Raw genomic sequence first — 20,224 nt, forward strand, 5'->3', positions numbered from 1 at the left:
GATGATAGGGAGTTAAGGTCTTCGGTTTTTTTTATTTTCGGATATAGGGGGAAAACAAGATGAAAAAAAGCGAATTGGCACACCTCATTGATGTAGCTGCAGGGCGAAAACCAGCAGATTTAGTTTTGAAAAATGGGAACATTGTTGATGTGTATCAAGGAACGATCATGACAGGTGATGTGGCGATCGTAGCAGGGAAAATTGCTGGGATTGGGGAAGAATATGAAGGGAAAGAGGTTGTTGATGTAAAGGGGAAATATATCGCTCCTGGATTTATTGACCCCCATATTCATGTCGAGTCATCTTATGTGACTCCGGAAGAATTTGGCCGTTTACTTGTCCCCCATGGAACGACGACGGTCATGGCCGACCCGCACGAGATCGTCAATGTCGCAGGGCTAAAAGGGCTGGAATATATGATTGAAGCGGCAAAGCATACGGCGTTAGACATTCAATACATGCTCCCTTCCTGTGTGCCGGCAACGAATATGGAGAATGCAGGGGCTATATTAACGGCTTCAGATATGGTGGCTCCATTAGAGGAAGGAATGGTCGAGGGACTGGCTGAATTTATGGATTTCCCCGGTGTGATCGGGGCCGAGGACAGTGTCTTAGACAAGCTTCTTGTAGCGAAAAATCTAAAGAAACGAATCGATGGGCACAGTCCGATGGTAAGTGGAAAAGAGCTTAACGCCTACATTGCGGCTGGAGTGGAAAACGATCACGAATGTTCGACTGTTGAAGAACTGCAGGCTCGTGTTTCACGCGGGATGTATGTTTTTCTACGAGAAGGGTCTGTTACCCAGAATTTACGTACGTTGCTAAAAGGGGTTACGCCTCAAAACGCTCGTCGCTGCGTATTATGCGGGGATGATGTCCAAGCCAAAACGATTTTAGAAAAAGGACATTTGGACAATGCCATTCGTATTTGTGTAGAAGAAAAGGTGGACCCGATCCAAGCCATTCAGATGGCCACCCTTAATACAGCACAATGCTGTCAACTTGATGATCGAGGAGCTGTAGCCCCTGGATTAAAAGCTGACTTGGTTATTTTCAGTGATTTGGACAAGCTTGTTGTTGAACAAACCTATATTGATGGGAAACTAGTTGCTGAAGAAGGAAAGTATATTTCTCCGATTACAAGAGCAGATATTTCTGCTGTTCAATCCAGTGTTCATATCGGTGATTTTACAAAAGAGAAGCTTCGTTTAAAACTAGAAAGCAATAAAGCAAGAGCGATTGAAGTAATTCAAACGGAAGCATTGACGAACGAAGCGATCGTTGATGTGGATCGCGATAAGTCAGGCGAATTTGTGTACAATCCAGAGAAGGAAATTTCAAAAATTGCCGTTATCGAGAGGCACAAAAACACGGGAAATGTATTCGTTGGTTTATTGAAGGATTATGGAATCAAAACAGGGGCCATTGGGATATCCATTGCCCATGATTCCCATAATTTGATTGTGACAGGAACGAACGATGAGGACATGGCATTGGCCGTTGAGAGTCTGAAAAAACAAGACGGTGGAGTCGTCTTAGTGAACAATGGTGAAGTTATTTGTAGCATGGCCTTGCCGGTAGGTGGGTTGATGAGTAATCTATCTGGAGAAGAAGTTGTTGAACAACAAATCAAGGTTAATAAAGTCGCCCGTGAAGTATTGGGAATTGCAGAGAATGTCGATCCAATCATGACCTTAGGTTTCATGTCCTTAGCTGTGATTCCAAAGTTGAAAATCACCGATTTAGGACTAGTTGATGTGACAAAGTTCGAATTTGTCCCAGTATCAGTTCACTAATAAAAAGAGAGGGACGGATCTAGTGTTTCACCGCGAAACAGTAGATCCGTCCTCGCTTTTTTCCGATACCTGTTACTCTCTTATCACACTCAAAGCAAAAATAATGAGTATCCGATTAAAAAAACTAACCATTTTCACACCCAATTTCTTTGCTACAGATTTTATATTGACTAAGATATTCTTTCATCTCTATTTCTCCAATCTATAGACTTTGAGAGCAATCAACTTTTAGCAGTTGAAAAAGATATTTTAATTATCTGTAAATAACTGTACTCTTATGTCATTATTGTGATGGGGTGCAGTTTTGTTTTATCTTTAAAAAGTAAAGCATACATTTCAAGCTGCAGAAAATCTATGAAAGAGGATTCGGTTATGTCTATAAATAATAGTTTAAAAGAGGTATATGTTTCTAAATGGGATAACTTAACTCAAAGATTGAAAGATGAGAGCGAATATGCCCCTACCCATCCATTGTTGATTTCCTTGCCAGATGAGGATGAATATTTAAAATCGGATTTGCGAGTCATGTTTGTCGGAAAAGAAACGAATGATTGGGAAGGAGCATTTGGAACACGTAATATCGACCAATTACTGAAAACGTATCGTGCTTTTTTAAACAAGCAAGGGAGTAGCAAGAGTCCTTTTTGGCAATATATTCGTAAATGGCAGCAAGCAATAGAGGAGGAATATCCTAACAAAAAAGTTTCGCTTGTTTGGAACAATATACTGAAAATCGGTAAAGCAAAGGAAATAGGGGAACCAAACGAACAGATTTTGCAGATAAATAAAGAATCTTTTGATGTCTTTCATGAAGAACTAAAAATTCTTAAACCCCATATAGTGGTGTTCTGGACAGGACATTCGTATGATAAGCATCTAAAAAGATATATTCCTAATATTGAGTTTAAATTACATAAATCCTTCAAAAAGAAGCAGTGGTTGAATTGTTCAAGCACCTATTTGCCAGCCCTATCTTTCCGCACCTATCATCCAGGATATTTAAATCGATTACAGGATCGTAGTCTATCTTTTCATTCTCACTCCCCATTGAATGAATTGTTAGTACAGATAGCAGAGTTAGAAAGTTCACTCTAAAACGTTCAAGCAGTCTAACGGTAACGACAATCAACCGTGAATATGGGGAATATGGGAGAAAGCCGCTGTGTATAATGCAAAAATATCATTGTACACAATGCATTTAAAACTCGTACTTTAACAAGAAGCACGAGTTTTTTTATATTCCATTGATTATTGCAATTACGATAACACTTGAAAGTAAGTTTCACTTTGCATCAATGGCAGCTGCAATAAGGTTAAGAAGATATGAAAATGGCTGAATGCACGAGAAAGGGCTGAAAAGAATCGTGGCGAGCATTTGCAGAAAATTTCATGACCGAGATTTTTTGTATTCGCTTACAAAAAAATATTGACTTCGCTTTCGGTTGATTTATAATGTTAATTGAATACTCTGAAAATACTGACCGCTCAGTATCTTTTAGAAGGATAATATGGAAAGTAGGGATTTACATGGAAAAAACTTGGTTCAAGCATGTTCCAGAAGGAAATCCAACAACGATTGACATCCCTGAAATCGCACTTCAAGATTTGTTCTATCAATCTGTGAAAACATACCCCGATCATGTTGCGGTTACATTCTACGATAAAACGATGACGTATCAAGGATTATATCAACTCATTCAAAATGCAGCTGCAGCACTTCATCATCTAGGTGTAGGAAAAGGTGATCGCGTTGCTTTGATGCTGCCGAACAGTCCGCAATACCCAATTAGCTACTATGCCACTCTTGTGTGTGGGGCGATAGTTGTGCAAATCAATCCGATGTATAAGGCGGAGGAACTGTTACATGTATTAAACGATTCAGAAGCCGAAACGATCATTGTATTCGAACCATTATTACCATTAGTTACCGCTATCAAAGACAAAACTTCCCTCATTAATATCATCCCAGTCTCATTTGAAAAAGAAACTAAATTTAACGAAATGCTCAAGACTCGTGGCTACCCAGTCCCTAAAGTTGAGATTGATGCAAAAAATGATGTTGCTGTCCTTCAATATACAGGTGGTACTACAGGTCGTTCGAAAGGTGCGATGCTTACCCATTACAATCTCGTAGCAAACACCCTTCAATCCTACTCGACCTCGGAAACATCGACGGAGCTTGGCAAAGAGCGATTTTTAACGATTTCTCCATTATTCCATGTATATGGAATGACTAGTTGTATGAACTTAACGTTTTACATAGGGGGGAACATGATCCTTCTTCCAAAGTTTGATGTGGAAGAAACCGTTTCTATTATTGAAAAGACAAAGCCTACTGTTTTTCCTGCTGTCCCAACGATGTATATTGCCTTATTGAACTATTATCAAGTGAAAAAATTCGATTTAAGCTTTCTTAAAACGTGTACGAGTGGTTCGGCGCCACTCCCAGTCAAAGTAATTGAAACATTTAACGAGTTAAGCGGTACATCTGTAGCAGAAGGATACGGGCTATCCGAAGCAGCTCCAGTGACACATCGAAACCCGGTAAGCGGGTTGCAAAAGCATGGGAGCATCGGGATACCGATTCCCAATACCGATTCAAAAATTGTCGATATCGCAACAGGTAAAGAGGAGTTGCCAATCGGTGAAGTTGGAGAATTAATTGTAAAAGGTCCCCAAGTGATGAAGGGATACTGGAAAATGCCAATGGAAACGGATGAAACGATTCGTGATGGTTGGCTTTATACGGGGGACCTTGCCAAAATGGACGAAGATGGATTCTTTTACATTGTTGGTCGTAAAAAAGAGCTAATTATTGCGAGCGGTTATAATGTGTACCCGATTGAAATAGAAGATGTACTATACAAGCACCCAAAAGTAATGGAGGCAGCAGTAGTTGGCATTCCAGACGAATATCGTGGCGAAACGATCAAAGCTTTTATCGTTTTAAAAGAAGGAGAGCAAGCAACTGAAGAGGAGATCATCGCCTACTGTCGTGAAAAATTAGCCGCGTATAAATGTCCGCGATTCGTTGAATTTATGGCTGAGTTCCCGAAAACCGCAGTCGGGAAAATTCTTAAGCGCACTTTAAAGGAACAATTAAGAGCTTAGCCTGACGCCATTCGTCCATCCTGTTATAAACGCTGTTTTCAAAACGTTTGTGGTTTGTTCGCAAATGCCCATATTTTTCTACGGCATTTACATCTCTAAAGCGAGTTCAGAGGCACTCTATGGCCCTTTTCGCCGGACTGTTATCGTTTTTTGAATCAGAATTGGATTGTTCTCCAATTTATGCTTTAAAAAGCCACAAGTTTTGCGAAAGGCGCCTTTATAAAAAATAAAACATACTGACTAGTTAGTATCAAAAGGAGAGAGAGACATGCATTTACGTTTAACAGAGGAACAAAAAATGGTCCAAGAAACGATTCGGAAATTTGTTGAAAAAGAGCTTATCCCACTAGAGCCAGAGGTTTTACGAAATGAAATTCAAGGCAAGCCGTCATTATCAAAAGAAAAATTAAAAGAGTTAGTAAACAAGGCGAAAGCTGCAGGCTTCTGGGGGATTAACACTCCAGAGGAGTATGGTGGAGCAAATTTGGGGCAAATGATGCAGGCGATCGTCATCATGGAAACATCAAAATCATTTGTTCCATTCCAATTTGGTGGATCTGCCGATAACATTCTGTACTACGCAAATGAGGAGCAAAAGCAGAAATATCTCATTCCGACGATTGAGGGAACGAAGAAATCATGCTTTGCCATGACAGAGCCTGCCGCAGGCTCGGATACACAAAGAATTCGAATGACCGCCGTAAAAGATGGAAATGAGTGGGTGTTAAATGGGGAGAAGACATTCATTACGGGTGGTAATGAAGCAGATTTTGTGATGGCGATAGCGATTACGGACAAAGAACTGCATCAATCTTCTAGAGGAAGAGAAGGAGTGACATGCTTTATCGTAGACCGGGAGATGGGGTGGAAATCTGAATACATTCATACGATGGGCGAATGGGGGGCCAGCAAGTTTAGTTTTCGATCAAGTCCGTGTTCCAGAAGAAAATATCTTAGGAGAATTGCATAAAGGATATAACCTCGGTTTAGAATGGATCGGTTTTGCAAGGTGGATTGTCGGTGCCCGCGCTGTGGGTGCCGCTGAAAGACTGCTACAAATGGCGATTGATTATGCGAAGGAGCGTGAAACGTTTGGTAAACCGATCGCCGAGAGACAGGCGATTCAATGGATGATTGCCGACTCAGCAGTTGAAATTGAAGCTGCCAAATGGCTTGTGTTAAATGCTGCATTTACCTTGGATCAAGGCGAAGATAATCGCCATTACGCATCGATTGCAAAGCTATATGGATCCAATATGGGCAACCGTGTTATCGACCGGGTTCTGCAAATTCATGGCGGTATGGGGTATACGAGGGAGTTGCCTATTGAACGCTGGTACAGAGAAGCAAGGCTATGGAGAATTTATGACGGTACAGATGAAATTCAACGTCTTATCATATCTCGTAATCTATTAAAAGGTCACATCAAAATTGGGCAAACATTTTAGAAGAGGAGGAGCGAAAATGCGAGGTAGATTTACAGGGAGAACAGCATTTATTACGGGTGGCAGTAGAGGGATTGGCAAAGGAATTGCCCTTGCATTTGCCGAGGAAGGTGCAGATGTTGCCATAATCGATATTAATGAAGAGGCATTAGCACAAATGAAGGATGAATTTGCTGCAAAAGGATACAAGTTGCGTGCAACAAAGGCAAATGTTACAAATGCAGATGAAGTAGAAGCAGCGATTGATGGTGCTGTTCAAGCGTTCGGTTCGCTCGATATTCTCGTGAATAATGCTGGAATTATTCGTGATAATCTCCTATTTAAAATGACAGATAATGATTGGGAACAAGTCATGGATGTCCATTTAAAAGGAGCATTTTTGGCAACAAGGGCAGCACAAAAATATATGATTGAACAAAAATACGGAAGAATCATCAATATATCCTCTACATCGGCTTTAGGAAATCGTGGGCAGGCAAATTATGCAACGGCTAAAGCAGGTCTACAGGGCTTCACGAAAACATTAGCGATCGAACTCGGGAAATTCGGGGTAACTTGCAATGCGGTTGCACCAGGCTTCATTGAAACGGAGATGACACAAGCCACTGCGGCAAGAATTGGTATTCCATTTGAGGAATTGGTTAAAGCAAGTGTTTCGCAGATTCCAGTTGGAAGAAGTGGAAAACCAGAGGACATTGCCAATGCCGTTACCTTTTTTGCAGATGAGAAGTCATCCTTTGTGAATGGGCAGGTCATTTATGTAGCAGGTGGTCCAAAGGCTTAAAAGGCTATCCGGTAAGCATTCGGACACTTGTTATGATATTGCGCTATTAAACGACATTCAGACCGAAGGATAAAAAAAGGTGGGATATCGATGTTTCATGATTTAATCGGAAGTAAATCAAACAAAGTAAAAAATTTCGTTGAACATGGTCGTGTGAAACAGTTCGCAGAAAGTATTGGTGATCTTCATCCTATTTATGTCGATGAGGAGTATGGAAGAAAATCGAAGTATGGCCGTAACATTGCTCCGCCAACTTATCCAAGGGTGTTCGACTTCGGCGTTCTTGAACAAGTAAAACTTCCAAGTAAAGGATTAATTCATGGAGAGCAACGTTATATTTTTAAGCGGCCATTATTTGTGGGAGAAGAAGTGTACTGCTATACCGAATTACAAAATTACTATGAAAAGACAGGCGGCAATGGCTTGATGGGATTTGTTGTGATTAAACGATACGGCGAAGACCCAGAAGGAAACTTGATTTTTACAGAAGAAATGACGGCCATTATTACGGAAGCTGTAAGGAAGGCGATGAAGGTATGAATAGCTTAACGCAAATAAAAGTTGGGGAATCATTGTCAGAAGTGACTTTGCCGCCTGTCTCTCGCTTGGATTTAATAAAATATGCTGGAGCATCACTTGATTTTAACCCGATCCATACAATTGATGAAGAAGCATCAAAAGCTGGGCTACCTGGTGTAATCGCTCATGGGATGTGGACAATGGGGAATTTAGCAAAATTATTCACACCCTATCATGAGATCGGGTTTATGAAAGACTACCAAATTCGCTTTTCAGGGATGGTGTTTTTAGGTGATGTCATCACATTAAAGGCTGTTTTATCAGAAGAGACAGAGAATGCTTTTATATTTAGTGTGCGTGCTGTGAATCAAAAAGAAAAGGATGTCATTAAAGGAAAAGTAGTGTTTGCAAAACATTGATTGAAAGGAAGTGATGGAATGCACTTCGAATATTCAGACAAAGTGAAACACTATCAAAAAAAGTTAACCAAGTTCATGGAGGATTACATTTATCCAAATGAACAAACATACGTAAACGAAATCAATAAAGAAAATCCTTTTTCAGAAACCCCTCCGATTATGGAAGAGTTGAAACAAAAAGCAAAAGAGGCAGGATTATGGAATCTGTTCCTGCCAGAGAGTGAATATGGGGCGGGACTGACGAATTTAGAGTATGCACCACTCTGTGAAATTATGGGGCGTTCAGGCATGGCACCAGAAGTGTTTAATTGCGCGGCACCTGACACAGGCAATATGGAAGTGCTTGTTCGTTACGGAACTGAAGAGCAAAAACAATTGTGGCTGGAACCACTTTTACACGGGGAAATTCGCTCATGCTTTTCGATGACAGAGCCAGATGTAGCTTCGTCGGACGCTACCAATATTCGTGCAAGCATCAAAAGAGACGGGGATGAGTACGTCATCAATGGAACGAAGTGGTGGTCTTCTGGTGCTGGAGATCCCCGTTGCAAAATAGCGATTGTGATGGGGAAAAATGATGAGCATGCAGAAAAGCATAAGCAGCAATCCATGATTCTCGTCCCTTTAGATACCCCAGGAGTAACGATTAAAAGGATGCTTCCCGTATTTGGCTATGATCATGCTCCACATGGGCATGGGGAAATTGTCTATGACAACGTGCGAGTGCCTGCTAGCAATATGTTACTTGGCGAAGGGAGGGGGTTTGAAATTGCTCAAGGACGCCTTGGTCCAGGGAGAATTCATCATTGTATGAGAACGATTGGGGCTGCTGAACGTGCATTACAAATCCTCTGTGAACGGGTTACAAATCGAGAAGCATTCGGAAAAAAGTTAGCTGAGCAAGGGGTGATTCAAGAATGGATTGCCGATGCTCGTATTGAAATTGAGCAAGCGAGGCTGTTGACGCTTAAAGCTGCTTATATGATGGATACCGTCGGAAACAAAGCAGCAAAAGCCGAGATTGCCATGATCAAGGTTGTCGCTCCGAATATGGCGTTGAAGATCATTGATCATGCCATTCAAGCTTTAGGAGCTGCAGGAGTGAGCGATGATTTTCCTCTAGCGTCAAGCTGGGCAAATATTCGAACACTACGTCTTGCTGATGGCCCTGATGAAGTGCATCGACGTGCGATTGCCAAATATGAGTTGCAAAAGTATCGCAAACAAGGGAGGGAAAAGGAGCATGCACGTTAAGGAGTTATTTAGTTTGCAAGGGAAAACAGCCATTGTCACAGGTGGTGGACGTGGCTTAGGGGAACAAATTGCCACAGCTTATGCTGAAGCTGGAGCCAATATCGTCCTTTGCTCTCGTAAACTGGAAAATTGTCTTGAAGTTAGTGAGAAATTAAAAGGGTTAGGGGTTGAAACACTCGCTTTAAAATGTGACATTACGAATAAAGAAGAGGTCGATCATGTCATAGAGGAAACGTTAAAAAAATTTGGACGGATTGATATTTTAGTCAATAACAGTGGTGCATCGTGGGGAGCACCAGCAGAGGAAATGCCATTAGAAGCCTTTTATAAAGTCATCAATGTGAATGTCGTTGGCACATTCCTAATGTCACAAGCTGCTGGTAAAGTTATGATTCAGCAAAACTATGGGAAAATCATTAATATCGCTTCAGTGGCAGGGCTAAAAGGCTCAAGACCTGAAGTGATGGATGCTATTGGCTATAACACAAGCAAAGGTGGAGTCATTTCCTTTACGAGAGATTTGGCCGTTAAATGGGGACCTAAAGGAATTTATGTTAATGCAATTGCTCCTGGTTTCTTTCCTACGAAAATGTCACGCGTCATTATTGAAAAAGGTGGAGACCAAATCTTTGAAGCAACTCCGTTACGAAAATTCGGGTCTGATCATGATTTGAAAGGGGTTGCCCTATTTTTAGCGTCAGCGGCGTCAGATTTTGTTACAGGAGAGACGATTGCCGTTGATGGTGGAACAAGTGCCATGTAGAAAGGAAGGGAAGAAATGAGTAGAGAAGCGGTCATTGTTTCTGCTGTACGAACAGCGATTGGACGTCAAGGTGGCAGCTTAGCCACTGTCCCAGCACATGTCTTTGGAGCGGAGGTTATTAAGGAAGCGTTGCATCGTGTCGATGTATCTGCAGACAGTGTCGATGACGTGATCATGGGAAATGTGTTAAGTGGTGGCGGAAACATCGCACGTTTATCCGCTTTACAAACAGGGCTTTCGATCAATATTCCTGGGCTCACGGTCGATCGTCAGTGCGGTTCAGGCATGAATGCCGTTGCACTTGCAGCACAAGCGATTAAGGCAGGGGCAGGAGACATTTATGTAGCTGGAGGAATTGAAAGCATGAGCCGTGCTCCTTATTTACTGGAACGAGCGGAAAAGCCATATAGTGCCTCTCCACCGAAGTTCAGGAAATCTCAACATTCACCAGAGGAAATTGGCGATCCCCCTATGGGAATAACAGCAGAAAATTTAGCAAAGCAATACAGGATCTCCCGAGAAGAACAAGATGAATACGCCTATTTAAGTCAAAAAAGAATGGCTGAAGCTGTAAAGGAAGATAGATTTAAAGAACAAATCGTCCCAATCACCATACCTGTACGAAAAGGGAAGCCGGTTCTATTCGCTCAGGATGAACACCCAAGACCTGAAACAACGTTAGAAGGGTTAGCAAAGTTGAAGCCTGCCTTCTTAGAGGGTGGTACAGTAACAGCAGGGAGCAGTTCGGGCTTAAATGATGGAGCAAGTGCATTAGTGGTCATGTCGAAAGAAAAGGCTGATGAACTTCAATTAAAGCCGCTAGCGTATGTAAGAGAATCTACTGTTGCCGGAGTGGATCCCAATATTATGGGGATTGGCCCAGTTCCCGCAACGAAAAAACTGCTTGAAAAAACGGGATTATCACTAGATGGTATCGACTTCGTTGAGTTAAATGAAGCATTTGCAGCACAAGTGATTGCCGTGAATCGAGAATTAAACATTCCCATTGAGAAATTAAACGTAAATGGTGGCGCCATTGCACATGGACATCCGCTAGGTGCGACTGGTGCAATTTTAGTGACGAAAGCCGTTTACGAGCTGATGAGAAGAAAGGGTCGCTTTGCCATCATTACAGCTTGTATTGGTGGAGGTCAAGGAATTGCTGTATTAATAGAGAAGGCTTAATGTTGTTTTTTCTTAAGTCGAAACGAGTTGTCCCGCTATCGTAAGCTCGAAAACTATTAAGTCGACAGTAAGAGAAATGCTATAATAAATTGAATCTTTGAAAAATAAAGATTCATACAACAACTAGTTTTTGGAGGAATATGATGAAGGAAAAAATAATGAAAGAGAGCATTGATTTGTTTGATAAGAAGGGATTCAGTGACACCTCTATTCAAGATATTGTCGACTTAATAGGAGTTACAAAGGGGACATTCTACTATTATTTTAAGAGTAAACAAGAGCTTCTTCGTGATATACATCTAAGCTACTTAGAAAGACTGTTAATGGAGCAAAAAGAAATCCTTCAGGATGAATCGAAAAATTATAAAGAAAAGCTGCTAGCGATCATTCACTTAACGGTTAGCAAAATTAAAGATGAAGGGAAGATGGCACGCATCGTCTTTCGTGAAATGCGCCATTTAAATGAAGATAATTTAAATCAGATCAAGATGAAGCGAAAGGAATTTAGGTTGAATTTTCAACAAATCCTTGAGGAAGGAGTGCAACAAGGAGAATTCAATGAAACGATTCGAACGGATATCCTTTCTTTCGCGATTCTAGGTATGGTAAACCGGTCCTATTATTGGTTTAATCCAGATGGTGAAATATCGGCAGAGGAGCTATCAGACCTTTATCTAAAACTAATACTCGAAGGGATCGATCAGAGAAGTTAACAGAGGAAAAGGTTGTGAGGTCATTGGGAAATCAGCATGAAATAGAAGTGTTTGTACGCTTCTGTGAAACAGATGCTGTTGGACATGTAAACAATACAAGTTATTTTCTTTACTTCGAAGAAGCAAGGACTAAGTTTTTTCAAGAGATTTTTAAAGAAAGAAATCAAAAGTTTAATATGATACTAGCTTCTATTAAATGCGATTATTTACACCAAGCATATGCAAGTGAATCATTAATTGTTAGGACAAAAGTAATCGATGTGGGGACGAAAAGCTTTAAGTTAAGCCATGAGCTTGTGAACAAATTAGCTCGAGTACCAATTGCTTATGCGGAATGTGTCTCTGTTTGTTTCGATTATGAAACACAGCAATCAGTTCCAATCCCAGAGGAATTGAAACAGCGGCTTCATGCTAATCAAATGAGTTTTGCCAACCAAACGGATCCCATCAGCAATCCATGTAGCGGCTGATGGGAGGAACAAGGGTTTATACACATTATTAGTTCAGAATATTCCGATAAAAAGGGTGTGGGGTATGGTACAAGAGACCATTCAAGTTAGAAAAGGAGAGGAGCTTGACTTAAATAAACTGGAACACTATTTAAGTCAACATATGGAAGGACTCCCAGAGGAACCTCTGCAAATACGGCAGTTTCAAGCAGGCCGCTCAAACTTGACCTATTTATTACAAAAGGGGAATTGGGAAGCGGTATTAAGAAGGCCGCCACTTGGCCCCGTTGCTCCTAAAGCACATGATATGCAAAGAGAGTACTTTATATTAAATGAACTGTACTCCTCCTACTCTCCGGCACCAAAGCCGTTATTATTTAGTAATGACACATTATTAGGTGCTCCATTTTTCATTATGGAAAGAAAGAAGGGGATTGTACTCGATCAGGATTTTCCTGAGCATATTGAGGTATCCGAAGCATTATGCACACGGATTTCTGATTTGATGGCAAAAAATCTTGCACGTTTACATGAGATTCCATATGAAAAAACAAAGCTTCCAACCATTACGAAGCCGGAAGGTTTTATGGAACGACAAGTTCATGGATGGATTGGTCGCTATGAACGGGTAAAAACAGAAGATATCCCTGAAGTTGAAGCATTGAAAAAATGGATGATAGCATCGATCCCAAAATCTTCAGCACCTGCAATCATTCATTATGATTTTAAATTAAATAACGCCATGTTCGATGAAACGTTTCAAAACCTTGTCGGAGTCTTTGATTGGGAAATGACGACAGTAGGCGATCCATTAGCTGATTTAGGTGTAGCCATGAGTTATTGGATTCAAGCTGATGATTCAGATATGCTCAAAAAAGGTTTAGGTGACACTCCGATTACAACTGTAAAAGGGTTTTATTCGCGAGATCAGTTCATACAAGCATACGCAAAATATAGCAATCGCGATATAACAGATTTCCATTTTTACTTAACCTTTGCTTATTTCAAACTAGCAGTAATTTGTCAGCAGATTTTTTACCGTTGGAGAAAAGGGCAAACAGAGGACGCTCGCTTTGCCAATATGAATGAATTTGTCACAAATCTTATTTTATATGCAAGCGAATCCTCTACAAAAAGTTTGAAATAAAGAGAAGGTGTGCGAGATGCGAAAGCTACATGTATTAATGAAAAAAGAAGAATTACAAGAAGAGAAATTAAAGGATAAAGTGGTCGTTGTTTTTGATATTTTATTGGCGACAACGACGATCGCAATGATATTGGAAAATGGAGCGGAGGAAGTTATACCTGTTAAAGATAGTGAAGAAGCTCATGAGGTTGCGAAGAATTTTGTTCATCAGAATTATTGTTTAGCAGGTGAATATTTAGGGAGAACGATTAATGGGTTTTTAGACCCTTATCCTCAAGCTTTAAAGAGACATGTTAAGGATAAATCGGTCATTCTTTCCACTACGAATGGAACCGTTGCGATGCGTCATGCTCAAGAAGCGAAAGAGATGTATGCTGCTTCTATGCTGAACAGTATGGCTATTGCAAAGCATATCTTCTCCACAAATTCTAGCGAGACGGTGTGGTTGGTTTGTTCAGGTTCACATGGGGCTTTTAATTTAGAGGATTTTTATGGAGCAGGGTATTTTATCGATTGCTTGTTCCAGTGCAGTAATCAATGGGCATTAACAGATTCAGCAATAGCAGCACATCTTTTTTATGAAGGAAATAAAGACAATGGTGAAAAAGTACTGTTGACGAGTAGAGTAGGAAGAAAAATACATTCGGCTGGGTATGGAGACGAATTGAAATTTGCCTCCCAAAAGAGCGTCTACCATCAAATTGTTAAGTTTACAAACGGGAAATGTACAGTTTTGAATAAAATGAATGAGGAGTTGAAAAAATGACGATCACTTCTACCGATCATGTGAAGGTTGAAAAGAATAATGGTGTTCTTACGTTAACACTAAACCGTCCAGATCGTTTAAATGCATTTAGTGCGGAGATGATTTCTACATTAAAAGCTGAAATTTCGTTAGCAAAAGATGACGAGCAAATCCGTGTCATCGTATTACGTGGAGAGGGTCGAGCGTTTAGCGCAGGTGGTGATGTAAAAGGGATGGGTGCTGGTTCACCAACACAAACATACGCGCATATTGGAAGATTAAATGAATTAATTATTCAAATGCAGGCATTGGAAAAGCCCATTATCTGCGCCGTGCATGGCTATGCAGCAGGTGCAGGATTCAATTTAGCATTGGCATCGGATTTAATTGTTGCAGAAGAAGATACAAAGTTCATATTAAGCTTTGCAAAAGTTGGATTAATTTCAGATGGTGGTGGTTTATACTTTCTTCCTCGTTTAATCGGTATCCATCGTGCCAAGGAGCTCTTGTTCACAGCAAAGCCCATTACTGCAGAAGAAGCGAAAAACCTTGGGATTGTAAACCAAATCTTCACAAAAGAGAGATTCCGAGAAGAGGTGACTGCTTACGCTACTGAATTAGCACAGGGTCCAACAGTTGCCTACGGGTTTATAAAGAAAATTGCCAATCAATCGTTAACCGCAACATTGGAAGATGTGTTAGAGCTAGAAAGAATTACTCAAGCTACGGTTGTGACGACAAATGACCATAAAGAAGGTGTTCGTGCATATAAGGAGAAGCGAGGACCACAGTTTTCCGGAAAGTAAAAGTGAATTGAGGCAGATACATCCAATCGGCCATCTTAAGAAGCGCTACTTTACATCGAGAGCTAATGATAAAGTCATTCAACGCTTGAGGAATCTAATCTCGGGAAATCAAGCCGTGCTTGTTCAAAGTAACTGAAAAGAAGAAAATGAAAACGCTTTTATTAGGAGGTAGCTGCTTAAAAGAATCGTAGAGTTTAAGGAGCCAATGTCGATGAATGGGAAGAATCTGGATAAAGCTTCAAGAAGAGGAGCCCGTTCAAGAAAATTTGTAAATAAGAAAGGAGTGCGATAATGGAATTATTGATTCAACAATTGTTTAATGGCTTAACGATTGGGAGCGTGTATGCCTTAGTGGCTTTAGGGTTAACACTTGTCTATGGCATATTGCATATCCCGAATTTTGCCCATGGTGCACTCTATATGGTTGGTGGTTATGTAACGCTTCTGATGATGACCAATTTTGGCGTTCATTATCTCCTTGCCATTCTTGTCTCAATGGCAGTAGTTGGGGTATTAAGTGTACTAATGGAACGATTTATCTTCTATCCGTTACGGCATTCACCACCTATTCAAGATAAGGTTGCAGCAATTGGCATCTTATTATTTCTTGAGGCGTTGGCTCAACTTTTATGGGGGGCGGACTATCGAACCATGCCAACACCGTATGGGCAGGTTGTGAATCTTTTTGGTTTGACGCTGACGATGCAGAGAATTATCATTGTCATCACCGCTATTGCTGTGATGATCGCTCTATATGCTTTCTTAAAGAAAACATTTATCGGTGCAACGATTATTGCTATGGCGCAAAATCGTGAAGGGGCAAATCTGGTTGGAATTAATACGAACAAGGTGGCAATGCTGACGTTTTTCATTGCCGGAGCGCTAGCTGCTATTGGTGCATCGTTAACCTCTCCTATTAATCTCGTATTCCCAGGTATGGGGCATCTCGTCATCTTAAAAGCGTTCGTCATCATTATCATTGGTGGCATGGGAAGTGTACCAGGTGCCATCCTTGGCGGATACATTCTAGGATTTACGGAGAGCTTAGGTGCGACGTATTTAGCAAACGATTACAAGGACATCATTGCATTTCTGTTACTTGTGTTGATCTTAACGATTAAACCAAATGGTATTTTTGCCAAAGGGGGCGTGTAGATGTCGTCCATCTTTACAAAAAAGAATACAGTCATCGCCTTGATTGTTTTAGCGTTTGTTATCCCATTCGTCCTGCAAAACCAATATTACTTGCATGTATTAACCCTTGCCTGTATTTGGTCAATTGCTGTGTATGGGTTGAATTTACTAGCAGGCTTTACGGGCTATCTTTCATTGGCACATGCAGGCTTTTTCGCGATTGGAGCCTATTCTTTAGGGTTATTGACCGTCAAGGCAGAATTAAGCTTTTGGTCGGCCTTTCTAATTTCTCCTATTATCACAATGATTATCGGTTCATTTATTGGACTTATTGCTCTTAGAACGAAAGAACATTTTTTCGCCATCTATACGTTATGTGTTGGCTATATTATTTATTTAGTCATCGATAAGTGGGATTCGTTAACTGGCGGCGTACGTGGTTTAATCGGTATTCCAGCTCCAGCCAATATCGGACCAATTTCATTTACTACACCACTATCACAGTATTATTTTGTCCTCGTGGTCACGCTTCTTTGTATCCTAATGGTCTATAGAATCGTTCATTCTTTAACTGGTCGTACATTCATTGCGATTCGCAACAGCGAGGAGCTTGCCTTATCACTTGGCATTTCTACAACGAAAAATAAGTTGTTGTCTTTTGTCCTCTCGACTTTTTTTGCAGGAATTGCAGGCGCTCTATACGGAAGCTTTATCCGCTTTATCGGACCAGAAATCTCTTATACAACGTTCATGTTTGACTTTTTAACATATTTAATTGTAGGAGGAATTGGTACATTATCTGGCCCAATTGTTGGCACCTTTTTAATCGTGTTATTATCGCAAAATCTTCAATTTTTACAGGATTATCGAATGCTTATTTTTGGCCCATTGCTCACCCTTCTCATTATTTTTTCACCACGTGGAATTGTTGGGTTTGTGATAACAAAATACCACCAACGCCAACGAAAAATATCTGCGGTTTTAAAAGATGCAAGAGCAAAGGAGGGCTAGACTTGATCTTACAAACGAAACAACTGACCAAGCGATTTGGTGGATTAGTTGCTGTTAAAAATGTTGACTTCAATATTGAGGAAAGGAAGGTCAATGCCATCATTGGTCCGAATGGTGCGGGGAAATCAACATTTTTCAACCTTATAACCGGTGTTCATCGCCCCTCAAGCGGACAAATTTTCTATAAGGGTGAGGATATTACTCATGTGCCAGCGAACAAAGTTGCTGAGTTAGGTTTGGCGAGGACTTTCCAAACGACGAATTTATTTGAAATGGCAACAGTATTTGATAATGTCGTGGTCGGTCATCGATTAAGGACGAAATCGAATTTATTCGATGCCATATTTAGGACAAAACGGTTAAAGGAGGAAGAGGAAAGGTGTAAACAAAAGGCATTGGAGGTATTGGAATTCACTGAGCTTTCACATATTGGCCATCAGCTTGTCGCCAATATTTCCCAAGAGGAAAAGAAACGTGTCGCATTTGCCTTAGCATTGGCTACTGAACCAGAGATTGTTTTCCTTGACGAGCCAACTGCTGGAGTGAACCCAGATGAGACAGAATCATTGGCCTATTTAATCAAAAAAATGGTCAACCAAGGTATTACCGTTTGTTTAATTGAACATAAGATGCGCATGATTATGGATTTAGCTGACCATATTATGGTACTAAACTATGGCGAAAAGATTGCGGAAGGAACACCAAGTGAAATCAATAAGAATGAGGAAGTCATCCGAGCCTACTTAGGGGGGAGCGGTGCGAGTGCTTAAATTAAAAGGTGTAACGGTCAACTATGGAAAGTATGCAGCTGTAAGACAAATTGATATTGAGGTCAGTGAAGGGGAAATTGTGGTTTTACTTGGTGCAAACGGGGCAGGCAAAACGACAACATTTAAAACCATTAGCGGATTGCTAAAACCTTCTAGTGGAACTGTAAACTTTGAGGGGACACCTATCAATGGTAAATCACCAGATCGCATCGTGCAAGCAGGGATTGTGCAATGTGCCGAGGATCGCAAACTATTTCCGCAAATGTCTGTACAGCAAAATTTAATGATGGGCGGATATATACATCGAAGCAAAAAAATGCAGTTTAAAGAAAGTTTAAAGGAAGTGTATGAGCTTTTTCCAATCCTTTACGATAAACGTGATGAACCAGCCCGTTTATTAAGTGGAGGACAACAACAAATGCTTGCGATTGGGAGGGCATTAATGGCTAAGCCTAAATTAATGCTTTTAGATGAGCCATCGATTGGTTTGGCACCTTTGGTCGTAGAGCAAATGTTTGCAAGCATACAGCATATAAACAAAGACGGGACAACAATCCTCCTCGCTGAACAAAATGCAAACGCTGCGTTATCCATTGCTGATAAAGGATATGTGTTTGAAAATGGCAGGATTGTGATCGAAGGTACTTCAGAAGAGCTCTTTTCTAATGATGAGGTTCGAAAAGCTTATATCGGTGCTTAATCATACCGATTTTCGCTATGATTGCGTTTTTTCCATATATGTCCAAAATCCAACATTTACACCTCCAATGAGGTTCAGTAGCACACATTATTTTTGCACGTCACTAGCCTATTGTTTGCAAGATAAATGGTGCTTTTTAATCCATACTACGGCTCAAAAGCAACAATCTTTGCGAAAAGAGCCCAATCATACAATGAAATGAGGAGAGGTTTATGAAAAAGGGGAAGACAATCGTTTCATTATTTATTTTGACAATCATGTTGTTTCTTGCTGCTTGTAGTAACGATACAACCGCACCAGCTCCTTCAGTTGAAAACGAAGGGAAAGAAACAAATGAAGATGCGGAGATTGTTTATATTGGCTATAGTGGACCTTTAAGTGGTCCTGCTGCCTATTACGGAGAAAATACATTAAGTGGTTTGCAATTAGCGGAAGAAGAAATTAATAAAGAGGGCTTTGAAGTAAATGGGAAAAAATATAATATTCAAATCGTATCATTAGATGATAAGTATATGCCAAATGAAGCGGCAGCAAATGCCAAGCGACTTGTACAAGAAAATAAAACACCAATCATTTACAATCCGCATAGTGGCGGTATTGCAGCGATGCAAGTGTTCAATGAACAGGACCAATTTATCGTCGCAGCTTATTCCAGTGAACCGGATATTACTCAAGTCGGAAACAGTTTGACGGTACGAATTCCACCAACGTACGATGGGTATATTGAGCCTTTCACAAAATATGCGCTGGAACGTTTTGGTCCGAAAATAGCTTCACTACCAACGGCAACACAATATGGAAAAGATTGGTCAGAAGCTTTATTGCCTTATTGGGAAAGTCAAGGTGGAGAAGTTGTTTATAATACTGCGATCGATTTCTCTAAAGAAACAGACTTTTTTACAATCTTAACCAATGCTTTAAAGGATGATCCGGATGTACTCTTTATTGGTGGAGCATCAGAGCCAACGGCAAAACTTGCGATTCAAGCTAGAGAGCTTGGCTTTGAAGGTGGCTTTATCGTGATGGATCAGGCGAAGCTGGATGAAATGAAAGCGATTTCAGGAACGTATGAAACCTTTGAAGGAGCTATTGGAACGATGCCGCTCATATTCTCAGACTATCCTGGAACAAAGCCGTTTATTGACAGCTATCAAGCAAAGTTCAACAAAGATCCAGGTTCAGAAGCTGGATTCCACTATTTATCTCTTTTTATCTTTGTGGAAGCAATGAAGGCAGCCGGTAGTGTAGAGGATGCAAAACTGATTCACGAGCATATGCAAGATGGTATCGATTCCTTACCAGAAGATAAGAAAGTCTATGTCGTTGAAGAGATTGATGAAAATGGAGGCTTTAATTTAGCAACACAATACGGTGCCATTGAAGATGGTGCGGTTGCTCCTGTTGAGTAAATACGAGGTGAAAGTCGGTCAAGATTTCCTGATCGACTTTCATTTCTATTAAAGGAAAAAGCGG

General features: G+C 40.6%; 19 protein-coding genes and 1 pseudogene. All 20 read left to right on the forward strand.

Annotated features, from left to right (window positions below):
• The first annotated feature begins 59 nt into the window (after window positions 1-59).
• The 20 genes and pseudogenes from ade (at window position 60) to PZE06_RS11405 (ending at window position 20,160) form a co-directional block, all read left to right on the forward strand.
• Window positions 60-1,796: an adenine deaminase gene (gene ade / locus PZE06_RS11310; RefSeq protein WP_150915760.1), complete on the forward strand. Its 1,737-nt coding sequence runs from the start codon at window positions 60-62 to the stop codon at window positions 1,794-1,796.
• Window positions 1,797-2,168: 372 nt separating this feature from the next.
• Window positions 2,169-2,891, forward strand: a complete 723-nt coding sequence (locus PZE06_RS11315) for a uracil-DNA glycosylase family protein (protein ID WP_191963220.1) — start codon at window positions 2,169-2,171, stop codon at window positions 2,889-2,891.
• A gap of 432 nt (window positions 2,892-3,323) precedes the next feature.
• Window positions 3,324-4,907, forward strand: coding sequence for a long-chain-fatty-acid--CoA ligase (locus tag PZE06_RS11320; RefSeq protein ID WP_150915762.1), 1,584 nt, complete (start codon window positions 3,324-3,326; stop codon window positions 4,905-4,907).
• A gap of 268 nt (window positions 4,908-5,175) precedes the next feature.
• Window positions 5,176-6,355 (forward strand): annotated as a pseudogene (locus PZE06_RS11325) (acyl-CoA dehydrogenase family protein).
• Between the two features lie 16 nt (window positions 6,356-6,371).
• Window positions 6,372-7,136 (forward strand): beta-ketoacyl-ACP reductase, encoded by a 765-nt coding sequence (locus PZE06_RS11330; RefSeq protein ID WP_095309182.1) that lies wholly within the window; start codon window positions 6,372-6,374, stop codon window positions 7,134-7,136.
• 90 nt (window positions 7,137-7,226) lie between these two features.
• Window positions 7,227-7,676 carry a MaoC family dehydratase N-terminal domain-containing protein gene (locus PZE06_RS11335; protein ID WP_095309184.1) on the forward strand — a complete coding sequence of 150 codons (450 nt, stop codon included), beginning with the start codon at window positions 7,227-7,229 and terminating at the stop codon, window positions 7,674-7,676.
• Complete coding sequence (locus PZE06_RS11340; RefSeq protein WP_095309185.1) at window positions 7,673-8,074, forward strand: MaoC/PaaZ C-terminal domain-containing protein; 402 nt, start codon at window positions 7,673-7,675, stop codon at window positions 8,072-8,074. Before PZE06_RS11335 ends, PZE06_RS11340 begins: the two co-directional genes overlap by 4 nt.
• Window positions 8,075-8,092: 18 nt before the next feature.
• Window positions 8,093-9,328 (forward strand): acyl-CoA dehydrogenase, encoded by a 1,236-nt coding sequence (locus PZE06_RS11345; protein WP_150915763.1) that lies wholly within the window; start codon window positions 8,093-8,095, stop codon window positions 9,326-9,328.
• The gene (locus PZE06_RS11350; protein WP_137744636.1) at window positions 9,318-10,091 is read left to right on the forward strand and encodes an SDR family oxidoreductase; all 774 of its coding nucleotides are present in this window, start codon (window positions 9,318-9,320) and stop codon (window positions 10,089-10,091) included. The genes PZE06_RS11345 and PZE06_RS11350 overlap by 11 nt, the downstream gene beginning before the upstream one ends.
• A 15-nt stretch (window positions 10,092-10,106) precedes the next feature.
• Window positions 10,107-11,276: a thiolase family protein gene (locus PZE06_RS11355; RefSeq protein ID WP_150915764.1), complete on the forward strand. Its 1,170-nt coding sequence runs from the start codon at window positions 10,107-10,109 to the stop codon at window positions 11,274-11,276.
• A 143-nt stretch (window positions 11,277-11,419) separates the two neighbouring features.
• Complete coding sequence (locus tag PZE06_RS11360; protein WP_095309192.1) at window positions 11,420-11,989, forward strand: TetR/AcrR family transcriptional regulator; 570 nt, start codon at window positions 11,420-11,422, stop codon at window positions 11,987-11,989.
• 23 nt (window positions 11,990-12,012) lie between these two features.
• Window positions 12,013-12,459: an acyl-CoA thioesterase gene (locus tag PZE06_RS11365; RefSeq protein ID WP_150915800.1), complete on the forward strand. Its 447-nt coding sequence runs from the start codon at window positions 12,013-12,015 to the stop codon at window positions 12,457-12,459.
• Window positions 12,460-12,523: 64 nt separating this feature from the next.
• A complete protein-coding gene (locus PZE06_RS11370; protein WP_150915765.1) occupies window positions 12,524-13,585 on the forward strand; it encodes a phosphotransferase family protein in 1,062 nt (353 codons plus the stop codon).
• Window positions 13,586-13,601: 16 nt separating this feature from the next.
• The gene (locus PZE06_RS11375; RefSeq protein ID WP_150915766.1) at window positions 13,602-14,351 is read left to right on the forward strand and encodes a 2-phosphosulfolactate phosphatase; all 750 of its coding nucleotides are present in this window, start codon (window positions 13,602-13,604) and stop codon (window positions 14,349-14,351) included.
• Window positions 14,348-15,136: an enoyl-CoA hydratase/isomerase family protein gene (locus PZE06_RS11380; protein ID WP_150915767.1), complete on the forward strand. Its 789-nt coding sequence runs from the start codon at window positions 14,348-14,350 to the stop codon at window positions 15,134-15,136. Before PZE06_RS11375 ends, PZE06_RS11380 begins: the two co-directional genes overlap by 4 nt.
• A gap of 291 nt (window positions 15,137-15,427) precedes the next feature.
• The gene (locus PZE06_RS11385; RefSeq protein WP_095309200.1) at window positions 15,428-16,291 is read left to right on the forward strand and encodes a branched-chain amino acid ABC transporter permease; all 864 of its coding nucleotides are present in this window, start codon (window positions 15,428-15,430) and stop codon (window positions 16,289-16,291) included.
• A complete protein-coding gene (locus tag PZE06_RS11390) occupies window positions 16,292-17,281 on the forward strand; it encodes a branched-chain amino acid ABC transporter permease (RefSeq protein WP_150915768.1) in 990 nt (329 codons plus the stop codon).
• Between the two features lie 2 nt (window positions 17,282-17,283).
• Entirely contained in the window at window positions 17,284-18,051 is a 768-nt protein-coding gene (locus PZE06_RS11395; RefSeq protein ID WP_095309204.1) for an ABC transporter ATP-binding protein, read from the forward strand.
• Window positions 18,044-18,751 (forward strand): ABC transporter ATP-binding protein, encoded by a 708-nt coding sequence (locus PZE06_RS11400; RefSeq protein WP_150915769.1) that lies wholly within the window; start codon window positions 18,044-18,046, stop codon window positions 18,749-18,751. Before PZE06_RS11395 ends, PZE06_RS11400 begins: the two co-directional genes overlap by 8 nt.
• A 212-nt stretch (window positions 18,752-18,963) precedes the next feature.
• Window positions 18,964-20,160: an ABC transporter substrate-binding protein gene (locus tag PZE06_RS11405; RefSeq protein ID WP_095309208.1), complete on the forward strand. Its 1,197-nt coding sequence runs from the start codon at window positions 18,964-18,966 to the stop codon at window positions 20,158-20,160.
• Window positions 20,161-20,224 lie beyond the last annotated feature (64 nt).

Origin of the sequence: Robertmurraya sp. DFI.2.37 (assembly GCF_029211245.1) — a bacterium.
Taxonomy (GTDB): domain Bacteria; phylum Bacillota; class Bacilli; order Bacillales; family Cytobacillaceae; genus Robertmurraya; species Robertmurraya methanolica_A.